This window comes from Enterococcus sp. AZ156 (assembly GCF_051714165.1).
Taxonomy (GTDB): domain Bacteria; phylum Bacillota; class Bacilli; order Lactobacillales; family Enterococcaceae; genus Enterococcus_B; species Enterococcus_B pernyi.
On sequence record NZ_JBIORI010000001.1, the window covers coordinates 1,517,872 to 1,532,250 of the forward strand.

13 protein-coding genes are annotated in these 14,379 nt (G+C 39.5%); 1 reads left to right on the forward strand and 12 read right to left on the reverse strand.

Annotated elements, in window-relative coordinates; genetic code table 11:
* Positions 1–162: 162 nt before the first annotated feature.
* The gene (locus IGJ95_RS07240; RefSeq protein ID WP_023519683.1) at positions 163–723 is read left to right on the forward strand and encodes a guanylate kinase; all 561 of its coding nucleotides are present in this window, start codon (positions 163–165) and stop codon (positions 721–723) included.
* 30 nt (positions 724–753) lie between these two features.
* Here IGJ95_RS07240 and IGJ95_RS07245 read toward each other — a convergent pair whose 3' ends face one another.
* From IGJ95_RS07245 to IGJ95_RS07300, 12 genes are all read right to left on the reverse strand, one after another.
* Entirely contained in the window at positions 754–1,260 is a 507-nt protein-coding gene (locus IGJ95_RS07245) for a GNAT family N-acetyltransferase (protein WP_010735433.1), read from the reverse strand.
* 13 nt (positions 1,261–1,273) lie between these two features.
* Complete coding sequence (locus IGJ95_RS07250) at positions 1,274–2,236, reverse strand: sce7725 family protein (RefSeq protein WP_438761648.1); 963 nt, start codon at positions 2,234–2,236, stop codon at positions 1,274–1,276.
* Between the two features lie 7 nt (positions 2,237–2,243).
* A complete protein-coding gene (locus tag IGJ95_RS07255) occupies positions 2,244–2,933 on the reverse strand; it encodes a hypothetical protein (RefSeq protein WP_062805222.1) in 690 nt (229 codons plus the stop codon).
* 265 nt (positions 2,934–3,198) lie between these two features.
* Positions 3,199–4,656 (reverse strand): amidase, encoded by a 1,458-nt coding sequence (locus tag IGJ95_RS07260; RefSeq protein ID WP_023519686.1) that lies wholly within the window; start codon positions 4,654–4,656, stop codon positions 3,199–3,201.
* 146 nt (positions 4,657–4,802) lie between these two features.
* Positions 4,803–5,744, reverse strand: a complete 942-nt coding sequence (locus tag IGJ95_RS07265) for a dihydroorotate oxidase (RefSeq protein WP_071867076.1) — start codon at positions 5,742–5,744, stop codon at positions 4,803–4,805.
* A gap of 83 nt (positions 5,745–5,827) precedes the next feature.
* Positions 5,828–6,469 (reverse strand): PepSY domain-containing protein, encoded by a 642-nt coding sequence (locus IGJ95_RS07270; RefSeq protein WP_023519688.1) that lies wholly within the window; start codon positions 6,467–6,469, stop codon positions 5,828–5,830.
* Positions 6,470–6,649: 180 nt separating this feature from the next.
* Positions 6,650–7,816: an SAM-dependent methyltransferase gene (locus IGJ95_RS07275; protein WP_023519689.1), complete on the reverse strand. Its 1,167-nt coding sequence runs from the start codon at positions 7,814–7,816 to the stop codon at positions 6,650–6,652.
* 177 nt (positions 7,817–7,993) lie between these two features.
* Positions 7,994–8,815 carry an integral membrane protein gene (locus IGJ95_RS07280; RefSeq protein WP_023519690.1) on the reverse strand — a complete coding sequence of 274 codons (822 nt, stop codon included), beginning with the start codon at positions 8,813–8,815 and terminating at the stop codon, positions 7,994–7,996.
* A 12-nt stretch (positions 8,816–8,827) separates the two neighbouring features.
* On the reverse strand, positions 8,828–9,679 hold the full coding sequence (locus tag IGJ95_RS07285; RefSeq protein WP_010735425.1) for a sugar ABC transporter permease: 852 nt from the start codon (positions 9,677–9,679) through the stop codon (positions 8,828–8,830).
* A gap of 2 nt (positions 9,680–9,681) precedes the next feature.
* Positions 9,682–10,980 carry a carbohydrate ABC transporter permease gene (locus IGJ95_RS07290; RefSeq protein ID WP_010735424.1) on the reverse strand — a complete coding sequence of 433 codons (1,299 nt, stop codon included), beginning with the start codon at positions 10,978–10,980 and terminating at the stop codon, positions 9,682–9,684.
* Positions 10,981–11,124: 144 nt separating this feature from the next.
* Positions 11,125–12,384 (reverse strand): extracellular solute-binding protein, encoded by a 1,260-nt coding sequence (locus IGJ95_RS07295; RefSeq protein ID WP_438761650.1) that lies wholly within the window; start codon positions 12,382–12,384, stop codon positions 11,125–11,127.
* Between the two features lie 98 nt (positions 12,385–12,482).
* On the reverse strand, positions 12,483–14,249 hold the full coding sequence (locus tag IGJ95_RS07300) for a glycoside hydrolase family 13 protein (RefSeq protein WP_438761652.1): 1,767 nt from the start codon (positions 14,247–14,249) through the stop codon (positions 12,483–12,485).
* Between the last annotated feature and the right edge of the window lie 130 nt (positions 14,250–14,379).

Below are 14,379 nucleotides of genomic sequence, written 5' to 3' on the forward strand. Positions count from 1 at the left end.
TTTTATCTAGCGTCTTAAGTATACTGAACTTGGCTGGTTTGAACAGATGACCTGTTTAAATTGGTTAAGTTTTTTTATTTTAAATGACAGATTTCCACTTTTCGGTATATATTAGTTATAAACATGTCTTTGATCATGTCACTATAGAAAGGAATATTTCCTATGAATAAATGTTATGTATTTATTGGGCCTTCTGGTTCCGGAAAGACGACACTAGCTCATGCAATTTTTTCTTCACAACAAAAGATCATTACGTATACGACCCGCCCCCCACGAAAAAATGAAAAAAATCACCTTGATTACCATTTTGTTTCTCAAGAGACCTTTGAAGAAATGATCGTCCATCAGGAATTTGCCGAATGGGATCGGTACGCCGATCACTATTATGGCTCAAGTAAACAAGAGATCTCAACGAAGCTTGCACAGGGTGACTGCTTCACGGTCCTTACAGCCCCAGGTTTTTGGCACTTGTATGAACAATTTGGTCGTTGTATCGTCCCTGTCTTCATCATAGTAGCAAAAGAAAAGTTGTATGAACGATTTGTACTTCGCGGAGACTCACCAGATAAAATCAGGCAACGGCTTGCTCTCTTTGAAAAAGATCAAAAAGAACTTGAAAAATTAACACTTATTCCTACCTTGATCTCATTTGAAAATAATCAGACGTTAGAAATCGAAACAGAAAATTTAAAGCAAGCCATCCATGCAGCGGATCATCGCTGAACAGTTGGCTTGCTTTTAGTTTTGAGCACTTCACAATAATTTTTGATAGGCTTTTCTTTCTCCGTGTGGGAATGGAAATTCAATCATGCCACAATAATGAAAACCTGCCGAGTATATCGTTTTTTCCATTGGGTGATTAGTGGGAAACGTATCGATCCGAACGTCCTTGATTCCTTGACATGTGGCAACGGTCAATAAATGATCTAATAATTGTTTTCCAAGTCTTTTCCCTCTTACGTTTTGATCAAGAGCAACTCGATGGATGGAAAGATACGGCTCTCTCCCCTCCCAATTTCCGGCAATTGCTGTATAGACCGGATCAATGCCTGCAACAAGCGCCGCAGTGCCAACGATGTCTTCTTCGTCAATCAAGACGAAGCTTTCCTGCCTTTCAATGTCTTCGATGAATCGTTCTTTTGATGGTTTTTGATCTCCTTGCCATTGAGGCAATCCTTGCTCAGCAAGGTATGCTGCAGCTTGATCAATGATTTGTAGCACTCTCGGCAAATCATCTAATGTAGTTTTTCTAAGGTACATATCTCTGCTCCTTTTATTGATCTGTGATCAATTTGTATAGCTTGTCTATTCTTGAACCACTGCGTAACCAGTCTGTCGGATGATCTAAGAGCTGACTAACTAATTCAAGATGATGTAACAATGTCCATTTCTTCAAAACTCCCAGACCAGGGAATTTTTGTTGGCGATACAAGCTGACAAGCTCAAGTAATCCTTCCGTGATATAAATTTGTTGATGGTTCCTCATCAACCAACCATACATTTTATTGGCTGCTTCCATAAATTTCAATGCTTGATCTTTTGCGGAATCATTGGTATCTGAAACGAAGTGTTTGATTCGCATATTCCCATAAGCATCGACGTATGTAATATGCAAGGCCAACGCTCGACTGGGAAATCCTTTATCGAAGTAACGACTGCCTTCGATCGTAAAATTGGAAAACCCATGATAGCCATCCATTTGAAAGAACAGATGATCATCGCTAAAAAAATCATCATTTTTTTCTGCATAATTTTCCACATGCCGTCTCGTTTGAAATTGATCACGGACAATGATTTTATTCTCAGGCAATTGCATGCGTAAGCGACTAGAATCAGGAATGAAAAATGTCGCATTAGTTTTGATCAAAGCTTGCCAAATCGCATTTTCTCTAGGTTGATGTTGTCTATCAAAAATAATGAATGGCGGGGGTGATTCAATCATTCTTTCATAATTGCTCGGCGTAATGATCTCTGCCTCTGCTAACGAGCTATCTTCACTGGTCACCCATGTGTGAATCGGTTGATCGAACAGTTTGAACTGACCTACTTGCGGATTCTTTATGATAATCAGCGGATGATTCTTTTTTTGAAACAACTCGACAACATTTTTTAGCGTCGCCGAATCACGTACTGGCTCGATGATTGGCTGAATCTTAGTGGATAAAAGTCCACGATTCAAACTTTCCTTTAATGCAAGTAGATCGAATTGTTTGCCACGTAAATAAGGATAATACATATATTATTCACTCCAATGGTTCAGTTGGCAGACGTCGAATATGACGTTGCTGGCGCAACCAGTCCTGTTCTTGTCGCAAGGCACGATTTTCTTCTTGCAGATCATGGATTGCTTGACTTTCAATTTCATCAATAAACCTTTCATAGTAGCGTTCTTTTGAGAAGGGATCTTGCGTTTCTGAGCGTTTTTTTAATTCTTTGTACAGCTGATCTGAAGGGAAATATTTTACTCCCCGTTCCATTTGTTTGGCCTTTCTGACTTCTCTAAACAATGAAGCCATAAAACGATTAGTCAATGCCTCTTCTGCTACACCTAATTCACGGCGCATTGCTTTTTTTGCAATAATAAAAGTTCCAGGAACAGGCATTTCCTCTTCTAGTGCATACGAACGATAAACTAATACACCAATCTCTGGTGGGATCTCACTTTTAACTTCTTCATATAAATTTTTTGGTAAAACAAAATAATTATAGTGACCGACAAAGGACAATTTAGCAGTTGAGCGAAAATCAGCTTTTGTGACTTTCAATTCATAACAGCGCCATTCTCTTGTTCCGTCAAATTTCATCAGACAACTTAAAGTATCCACGATTCCATGATCCTCAGGCATTGTTACTTCCTCGACCACGATCCCTCCCTGTTCGATACAATAATGATACAACGATGATTCCAGCTCGATCGTTAAAGGAGTTTTCATACACTTCACCTCCGAACATACTTTCGCTTTTCATTCTACCTGAAAAGCCAAGATAATCCAACAACCATTTTATTTTTTTGTATGCTACTTGTCTAACAATAAAAAAAGCAACATAGAAAAGACGAAAAATGCAGCTCAAACATCACATTTTTCGTCTTTTCAATTGCACTCGTTTTTTATTGATCGATCGACTTAACGGTAAATTCTTCTACCTGTTTGCTATTCCGTATTAAAAATCGCACGATTCATTTGTTCTGTTGATCTCTTACGCTTGCTCGATTCCTGGCGGAAGATAAAACAAACCATGTTTTTCAAATAATTCACCAATCTGAAAGAGTAAGTCTTCTCTTCCTCTGGCAGCCATAAACTGAATTCCTAGTGGCAATCCTTGTTCACTGACATGTGTAGGTAGACTTATTGCAGGTTGCCCAGTTAAGTTCGCTAGTTGTGTATAAGGAGTGATCGTCAAGCTCTCTTCAAACATCGCTGACACGACTGCCAACCCTTCATCTGCCGATAAATGAGAGACATCAGCCATCTGCTGACGGATCAAGTCACTTTGTAAGTCAGCTGTGATTTTAGGCGCAGTATCCGCAGTGGTTGGCGAAAGGAACAAATCAAAGGACTCAAATAAGCTTTCCATCGTGACAGCTGCATGATCCCATACGTGCAAGGAATGCACATAGTCTGCTGCTGTAAGTTTTTTACCGTATTGCCATAATGTCCATGAGATTGGTTCTAGCTCGTTGCTTTCTATCCTCCGCTGCAACCCATTTTCGATCGACTCGATCATTGCTGCCGTTTCAGCACCATTCATTTGATAATACGAGTTGATCAATGTACGTCCATCTAAAGGATAAGGAATCTCAACGGTTTCATGTCCTGATTGTTCTAGAAAATGCAGTGCTTTTTGAACAGCAATTTGAGCATCTACACTTACCTTCGACCCGATTGGTGAATCAACACAGACAGCGATTTTCAACCGTTCCTTCACTGGATGCTGTTGCCAAAAGGCTGGTGTCACTTGATAAGGTGCCCCACTATTGATTCCTTGTAATGCTTGGAACAACGCTTTTGTATCTCTCATGGAAATCGTTAGTCCGAAATCAATTGCCGCTCCTTGCCAGCCTCGCCAAGCATTTGGACCAACAGGCATTGTTCCTCTTGATGGCTTCAAACCGATCAAGCCAGAAAATGAGGCTGGAATACGGATCGAACCACCCCCGTCACTGGCACCTGCCATAGGAACGATCCCAGCCGCAACAGCCGCCGCAGCTCCGCCACTTGATCCTCCTGGAGAGTATGCCAAGTTCCATGGATTTCGTGCTGGGCCATATAATTGTGGATCGGTAATATTCTTAAAGCCAAACTCAGGTGCATTCGTTTGACCAAATGAAACTAGGCCAGCTTTTTCTACCGCCTGAACATAATTTGAATTTTTGGATGCTCGGTGTTCTTCGAAAATCCTTGAACCAGAAGTTGCCAACCAGCCTTTTTTTTCTTGTCCTAGCATTTTTAAAGGAAATGGTATTCCTGCTAGTAGCGAATCACTATCCAGTTGTGGTCGTTTTACATTTGATTGGAAATCAAGTGCTTCAAGTGTGACAAATGCGTTGATTTCTGGATTGAACTTTTCGATTTTCCGCTTTGTTTCTGTAAAAAGTTCTTCCAAGCTGAATTGCTTTGTTCTTAAACCATTCGCAAGATATGTTGCATCTTTCATGCTCTCCCTCCTCAGTTACGGTTATTTTCTCATATGACAGAAAAAGCAACAATGTTTACGCTTAGTCTCTTATTCTAAATAGAAAAACACTTGAAGCAACTGAATGCTTCAAGTGTTTTTCTCTAGTTATAAGAATGAAAGAGGTATTACGACATCGAGCGTAATTTCCCTCTAAATTCGTCGATTGAATGGTAGCCTTTTTCCGCCATGATCGTCTCTAATTCTTTACTGATACGATCAAAAATAGCTACTCCCTCTTTGTGAAGTTCCGTACCGATCTGTAACATGCTTGCGCCGCATAATAAATGTTCAAAAGCATCTTGTCCATTGCGGATACCGCCAGTACCGATGATTTTGATCTCTGGTTTCAAGCGGGTATAAAATGCCCGGACATTCGCTAACGCAGTAGGTTTGATATATTCGCCTCCAAGTCCACCAAAACCATCTTTTGGTTTGATGACGACTGTTTCACTCTCAGTATCGATATAAAGGCCATTTCCCACACTGTTGATCGAGTTCACATAGGCGATCGGGTACTGATTCAAGATTTCCGCCATTTGATCAAAGTGGGCGAAATCAAAATAAGGAGGAAGTTTGATTCCCAACGGTTTTGAGAACACTTGAAAGACTTCTTTCAATAAAGCTGCTGTTGCCTCGAAATCGTAAGCTAGCTGCGGTTTTCCTGGAACATTTGGGCATGAAAGATTCAGCTCAGTGATCCCTTGGTAATCACTTTCTTCGATCAACTTCAACATTTCCAGATTTTCCTCTGCACTCATACCGGCAATCGAGAAAAACAATGGTTGTTCTTGTCCATGCTCTTTCTCGTAGGCCAATGCATAATCCAGATAATAGGAAAAACCTAAGTTTGGTAAGCCCATTGAATTGATACTCCCCAGTGGCACATCATAATAACGAGGTTCAGGGTTTCCTGCTCGCTCATTGATGGTACAGCTTTTTGTAATGAACGCCCCCGCATTCGAATGTGCAAGTTCATCTAATTCCGCTGTAGTCATGCAATGGACACCAGAAGCGTTCATCAAGGGATTTTCAAAAGAATGATTTAAGAAAGTAGTCGTTAAGCTCAAGTTATTCTCTCCTTTTAATAAAGCGTTTTTTCTAGTGTATCATTTAAGCGAACAAAATCAACAAAAATTTATCGAATGTTCGATCAATCATCGATTTCTGAAGACAATACTTCTCCTGTTTGACTATTGATTTTTACATTTGTTGTTTGGTTGCCATTTTTCACTTTGACATCCCAGTAAGTAGTTCCTAATTCTTTATCAAGGTCCCAATCTGTAGCAGTTCCAGCGCCAACTTTTTCAACCGCGATTTTCCCAGCTTCTTCGATTGAGATCAGATTGCTGACATCTAAGCCGTCTTCTGATTTTTTCTTGCCGTTTTGTTCGTCACGATCTAATTGCTCTGGATTCTCTGCCTCAAGTTTTTCGTCCATCGCATTGATTTTCACTGAATATTCGTTTTGATCATCGACACCTTCAATTTTGTAGAAGTAGCTTCCCCAATCACTATCGAGTTCTAAGCTAGTGATTGCTGCATCTGGGTATTTGTTTTGGAATAATTCAATCGCACGATCCGCAGAAACTTGAATATCAGGGTTTGCTGTTTGTGAAGAGGATGAATCAGTAGAACCAGCGGATGTGCTAGAGTCTTCTGACTTGTTCGTAGAGGTTACAGTTGTTTCTGACGACTGATTGGTCGTACTTGATGGGGTAGTTGTTTGGTTTGGCTGGCACCCCGCCAAAAGTAGTAAAGAAAATAAGCCTGTAAAAATAACTTTTGATTTCATAACAATTCTCCTTTTTATTAGGTATTTATTTTCAGTATAACGAAAAGAGTGAATACTGTCAGCCGATACCATGAAAAATCAGTCTATAGTCTGATTTTACAACTAAAAAAGAACCTGTTTTTACGTAAAAAAGTAAAAACAGGTTCTTTTCATTTAAATAAAAAAACAAAACTCAATAAATTATTTCCGATGCATTGGGATCGAATTGTTCCCTGGATGGACTAACAAGTACTGGATCACATCGATATTGCTCGATTCAAAAGATGCGGCACAGGCTTGTAAATAAAGATCCCACATACGATAGAACCGATCACCCATCTCCTGAGTCACCTGCTCTTGAACCGCATGGAAACGTTGCGTCCAATGTTGTAATGTCCATTGGTAATCACGACGTAAACTTTCTAAGTCGATCACTTGTAGATCGTTTTCCGTGATATCCTTAATCAGTTCCGTCACACCTGGTACATAACCGCCAGGGAAAATATATTTATTGATCCACGCATTCGTTGCACCACCTTGTTGTCGGCTGATTCCATGGATCAAAGCAGTTCCTTTAGGTTTCAACAAATCTTTGACTACTTTGAAATATTCAGGTAGATTTTCTGACCCTACGTGTTCGAACATCCCCACACTGGTGATATGATCGAAAGTCTCCTCTTTCAACTCACGGTAATCCATTAGAAACACACGACATTGGTCTTCTAGATGCTCTTCTTTGATTTTATTGGTGATGAAGTTGTATTGTTCTTCACTGAGAGTAATACCAGTCGCTTTGACATGATATTCTTTTGCAGCAGTAAATAGTAACGTTCCCCAGCCACAACCAATATCCAAGAGGGATTCCCCTTCTTTGATAAATAGCTTATCTAAAATATGATGGACTTTATTGATCTGCGCTTGCTCCAGACTATCTTCTGGAGTTTTGAAATAAGCACAAGAATACGTCAACGTTGAATCAAGCCATAAGCGATAAAAATCATTGCCTAAGTCATAATGAGCATGGATATCCGCTTTATTTTGTTGCTTTGTGTGTTTCTCTTTTTTTGGTAACCACTTCAGATAATCTTTGCTACGCAAGAAACTATCGGTATGACTATAAGCATCGTTGATCAATGATTGGATATTCCCTTCGATTTCAATGCGATGATCCATATAAGCTTCCCCTAAAGAAAGAGAAGCATTTTTCGTCAACTCTTTGATTGGGATCTCTTCATTGAGCGTGATTTTGATTTGTGGAGGGTTATCGGTATCCCCATACTGCTTCGTCGTTCCATCCCAATACGTGACTTCTACTGGAAGTGAAAAAGAGTGCGAAAATAGTTGATGATAAATTGTTTTTTCTAACATAATGATCCTCCTAAAACAAAAATTACACTATTACGTTATACCTATTTCGTCAAAGAATCAACAGATTACAGGCAATAAATAAAAGCTTTTTGAAAATTTCAGAAACACAAAAATAAAGAGTGTAAGGAGGAAGACATTTCTGCTTTCCCTCTTACATTCTTCATTTTTTTGATTCGATCAGACTTGGATCGCTTTTGAATCTTTGAAGCCAGTTTTAGCGAAAATCCATAGTAACAATAAAACGGCTATGGTCGACTGGATGCCCATCATCAAGACAAAATCAAAATGGATAAAACCGACAAAACCAGCAATTATCGAACTCACACCTAGAACATTCAACATCAAATTTGCGCTCTCTTTAAAGTTTTTTATAGAAGAGAATTTGCTTTTTCTTGTTAGCCATAAAAAGAAGGCAGCGCCGAACAAAATCAAGCCAGTCATGATAAACAATAAAATACCTAACGTCAAACTGTAAGATAAAATGATCATCGGTCGATTACTCGCATAAAATTCATTCTCTAAAAACTGTTCAAACTCTTTTGGACTTGTCATTCTCATAAAATCAAATGAGGAGGGATATGACATATTGTATTCTCGTTTTTGTCCATCCTCTTCTTGACGGATCGTCCAGCTGGTCTCTTCAAAATTGATTGCGGCTCCTCTTTCTGCCATTTCTTCTGGCGTCAGTGCTGTTCCGATGATGACATCGTTTGTTACACTAATGATCTCAGAGTCAGCTGTTAAGCGACCGTTCGTAAGTTGTAGTTCACGTAAGCGTGCCACCCCTTCCTGATCGATCAACGTATTCACCGATAAGAATTGTTCCATCGGGATCGCCGAGACTTGATTCGTATAAAATAAAGTAATCGGCATGACCATAAAAGAAATTAGAAACAGAAAGATCACGATAAATTTTGGCCAAGTGAGTTGTTTTCTACCTAAAAACAACTGTTTTGGACTTCTTAAGCTTGAAAAGTAATTGAGTGGGAATTTATCCATAGCAAACGACTCCTAACCTTTGGTCCCGCCTGATGTCAGTCCGGTCACAAAGTTTTTTTGTAAAAAGAAGAACAATAAACATATTGGTACAGCAATCAAGATTGCTCCCGCCGCAAACAGAGAAACGCGTTGGTTGGTTACATCAGAAATAAAGGTTTGTAATCCAACTGCAACTGTTTGATTTTCAGGCGTACGAAGTAGGAAACGTGCCAACATGAAGTCACCAAATGGTCCCATAAATGCCCAAAGCGCTTGGACTGCGATCATTGGTTTGACTAATGGCAAGACGATTTGCAAGAAAATCCTAAAGTGTCCTGCACCATCCAATTTAGCTGATTCATCTAAATCGATTGGGACTGTATCGAAGTATCCTTTCATCAGCCAAGTGTTCATTGGGATTCCCCCACCGATATAGATCATTGTCAGGAACCAATAACGATCCAATGCACCTAATAGAAAGGCCATCACATAAAAAGCGGTCAATGCTGCCATCGTTGGTACCATCTGGATCACTAGAAAGAACATCAAACTTGATTTTCTTCCGATGAAACGATAACGACTATACGTATAACCAGCAAGTGTCACAACAGTTACTTGAATGACCATCGTTAAAACAGAAATGATCAACGTATTTTTATACCACGTGCCATACAAGGTTTCATTGAATAAGCGAGAAAAATTATTTAAGGTCCAATCACCGGAGAAATCCAAACTAAAAGCAGCAATATTGCCTGGTTTGAAAGCAGTACTAGCTGTGATCAATAACGGATAGATGATAATGATCGACAATAGGATCAAAAACACATAAGTGAAGAAATGCGAAAGTCTCCGTTGGAACTTAGCACTCGTACTAAATTTTTTCATGACTAGTCCTCCATTTTGAACGCATTAGTTTTCTTGAATACCAACAGAGAAACGGCAATGACGATCATCGAAATGATCAGCGTGATCGCAGAAGCCATCGAATACTGTGGCGAGGTCCCCGTGGTCAATTTATAGATCCACGAAATCAAGATATCCGTTGATCCTGCACCACCACCGACACTTCCCGGTCCCCCATTATTGAAGAGGTAGATCATGGAGAAGTTATTGAAGTTCCCTGTATACTGTGTGATAAACGTTGGTGCTGCTACAAGAAAGATTGCTGGCAACGTGATACTTGAGAAGCGCTGCCAAGCATTCGCACCGTCGATTTTTGCTGCTTCGTAAAGATCTTCAGAAATCGATTGTAAGATCCCTGTGACCATCACATAGATGTAAGGAAAACCTAACCAGCCTTGTATCAAGATGATTGCGACTTTTGTCCAGTTCGGATCAGTTTTCCAAGGAACGGAGGCAATATCTACAAAGGGGATATTATTCAAGAATGGAATAACTTGCGTGTTGATCGCTCCCACACTATCGTTAAAGATGTTTGAAAAACTCATGATCGTGATAAATGCTGGGACTGCCCATGGTAAAAGGAAAATAATTCCAAAAACACGTTTGAATTTGATAAATTTCTGGTGCGCGATCACTGCTGTAAATACGCCTAACGTGATTTGTAAAGTAGTTGCACAAAGCGTCCAGATGACGGTCCAAGAGAACACGGCAACAAATGTATTTCGATAAGAACTTAAAAAGAAAATACTGAAGAAGTTTTCTGCTCCCACCCAGTCGATCAAACTTGCTGGTGGGATGTGTTGGAAATCATAGTTTGTAAATGCTGTAAATAATGTCACTAGAACCGGAAAGATGATCGTGAAAATCATCAATAGATACGCTGGAAGCGTCAAGAGATAAGGAAAGCCTTCATCACCCACATTATGTATGACTTCCTTCATTGTTCGATTGATCTTTTTCCCTTCTTTTCTCATGACTGCGACACGTTTTGCATCTACTAGATTGATGAAATAAAAAAATAAAAACAAGGCTGTCACAATCAATTGCAAAGTTCCTTGGATCAACATAAATAATGAGTGATCTTCCATTGGGACACTCCCTAAGGTAACTAAACCTATTAAGGATTGAAAACCACCTAAAACCATTTGGATGATAAATCCGATAAATAGTGCTAAAAATACGACTCCTTTAAATACTTGACCATTTGCAAATTGACCCAGTCCTGGAATGATCGAACGTAACATCGTGCCTTTGACATTGACCGCTGTATCTTCTTGTTGCATGGTGTTGTTCCCCCCTCTTGATACTAAAAACAGGTGCTGTATGTTGAAGCGCCTTTTCTATAAAATCATCTCACGTTCATCAAAGGTAAAACATGGAGCTGAGAAGCAATTTCCTTCACAGCTCCAACCTTTTTGATGATCTAATTAATATTTTTGCTCAATTGCTTCGCTGATCGTCTTCACCGCGTCGTCAGCCGATTCTTTTGGTGTTTTTCTGCCTGAACCAGCATCAAACATCAAGTTTTCTGCGCCTGTCCAAACTTCTGCCATCTCTGGAATATTTGGCATTGCTTGTGCTGTTTCATATTGTTCAATAACTGCAGTCGTCAATTCATCATTTGTGCCTTTTGCTGTTTCACGAGCCACTTGATTGGCTGGTACTTCGTTGACCATTTCAAAGAATTTTTCTTGATTTTCTGTATTGGTTACATAATCTAACCATTTTTGAGCCACTTCTTTATTCTTAGAGTAGTTACTTACCACCCAACCTTTTCCTCCACCAAATGGTTGATAAGATTCACCATTATTCAATGTTGGGATTTTTGATACGCCATAATTGATGTTGTTTTCTTGATAAGTTTGTGCTTGCCATGGGCCATCGATAATCGCTGCTGCCTTGTTTGACATGAACTGTTGGTTGACAAAGTCGCCAGCACTCTTGATATCTTGCATTCCTTTAGGCCAAACATTTTGGAACCAATCTGTAGCATAAGTGATTCCTTCTACTGCTCCTGCATTGTTTAACCCAATTTCAGATGGGTCTGTTCCATCTTCACCAAATACATAGCCACCGTAACCAGAAATCAAGCCATATGAATAATAAAAATCAGTCCATTTTGCTAAAAATCCTGTATTCGTTCCTTCTTCAGATTCAAAATTGAAACGTTCATCTTTTGCTAACGCTTCCAAATCTTTGAAAGTTGTCGGTGCAGTGTCAACTAGATCTTTGTCATAGTATAAAACTAGTGTCTCGATAACTGCCGGTGCCCCATAGATTTTATCCTCATACGTTACTTGAGCTTTATCCGTATCATTGTAATCTGCTTCGTTCCCCAATTTCACTTCTGCCAAATGCCCTTGTTGTCCTAATGCTCCGATCCGGTCATAAGCTGCCATCATGACATCTGGTGCTTTTCCTGCGGGACCGTCCAACGCAAGCGATTCCAATTGTTCGAACATGTCTTTTTCGACTAACTTGATTTTAACGTCATTGTCTTCTTCAAATTTTGTTTTAATCTCATTGACATAATCTTTGTAACCAGAATCGACAGAAATCGTTAATGTTTTTCCATCTTCTTCATTTGCTGCAGTTGATGAACCACCATTACCACAGGCAGCAAGTCCCCCGATAAACCCTAAAGATAATGCGCCTAACCCGAATTTTTTTAGCAACTGTTTACTCATTTTTTTTCCTCCGATTCTATTCTATTCCTCTTACAATTTGATTATATGTTTACAAAAGCTCGATTTGCAAACGCTTTCTCTGTGTTACCGATAACAACTTAACAAAGGATCAAAAATCCATTCGTTTGGACTTCAGCTTTGCCGTCTTTTAAGATGTCACAATTTTGGCTGAACAAAACATCATTTTCTAAATCGACCAAATACGATTCTGTTCCTTGATTGAAATAAGCATGAATGGTTTGCTGATCGAGATGACGAGTCAAGTGAATTTGTTCGTTTTTGTCGTCGACCAATCGCCAAGTCAGATCCCCTTCAATCAACACTTGTTGCACTTGTTTACGCACACAGATCAATTCTTTGACGAACCCCTTCAATTCAAGATCTTGCTGGTCCTTTTCCCAGACCATACATTTTCGACAGTCAGGATCATCATGACCTGTCATGCCGATTTCTGTTCCGTAGTAGATACAAGGCGCCCCTTTTTGTAAGAACATGAAAGCTAACACTGATTTCATCAGTTCCTTGTCCTCTTTACACAAAGTCAAGATTCTGGCTGTATCATGAGAATCCAATAAATTGAATGTCCCTTCATTGACTTGATCACGATAAAGCATTTGCTGATGATTCATGCCACTGACCATTTGAGTGGGTGTGATTTTTTTATGGACGAAATAGTCTTTGATCGAATCCATAAAGGCGTAGTTCATCACCGCATGGAATTCATCGCCCTGTAACCAAGCTTGAGAAGAATGCCAGATTTCGCCTAAAATATAAATATCAGGTTTGATCGTAGTGACCGCTTCTCTGAATTTCTTCCAAAAATGATGATCCACTTCATTTGCTACATCTAACCGCCACCCATCGATATCAAATTCCTTGACCCAATACGTGGCAATATCTAATAAATAATCTTGTACTTCTTGATTTGCTGTATTGAGCTTAGGCATAAATGGCGTAAAAGCAAACGTATCATATGCCAGATTTTCGGCTGTTTCAGGAACATCTGTCATTTGATAGGCATCCACTGGAAATGAATGGATGTGGAACCAGTCTTTGTAGCGGGATTTCTCGCCATTTTCGATCACATCTTGCCATTGTGGGGCATGACTACCCATATGATTGAACACAGCATCCAGCATGATTCGGATTCTTTTATCATGCGCTTTTGTGATTAACTCTTTCAATAACTCTTTATCACCAAATTGTGGATCGACCGCATAGTAATCGATCGTGTCATATTTGTGATTCGAGGTTGCTTCAAAAACAGGACAGAAATAAATCCCTGTGATCCCTAAATCAGCTAGGTAATCGAGATGATCGATCACCCCTTGAAGATCTCCGCCAAAGAAATCTTCTCGATCCGGGTCTTTACTTCCCCAAGGCAACGTACCTTTAGGATCATTTGTTGAATCACCATTCGCAAAGCGTTCAGGAAATATTTGATACCAAATCGTTTGTTTTGCCCATTCAGGTACTTTGAAGCGATCGATTTGTTGAAAATATGGCATACGGAAATAATAGTTTGCATTCGCCAATGTTTCTTCTTGATAAGGGAATATTCCTTGGTCTCCGTAAAAACAATCCATCCCATCAATTCCCACGATGTGAAAACCGTATTGCAATCGTCTAGTATCACTCGTCAACTCGATTTCCCAGTAATCATGAAGAAGTGTACTTAATCCTTTTTTCATTGGTTGTTCTTTTAAATACCAATTTTCTGAGAAAATCGTATATGGATCTCCGCTGATCACAGAAACTTGTTTGACATCATCTTTACTTGTACGTAAGCGAATCCGCATCGTTGTATCACTGTATAAATAAGCAAATTCACTTTCGGGTCGATGATAAATTGCTGCAGTATTCATTTCAGTCCTCCCTTGTCTTTCAGTTAACAAAAACAACTATAAAAGATAACTAACTGAAAGACAACGCTTACATTGTTGTTATCGGTAACAAGATTTTTAGCAAAAAAAAGATGAATAGCACACTGTTTAC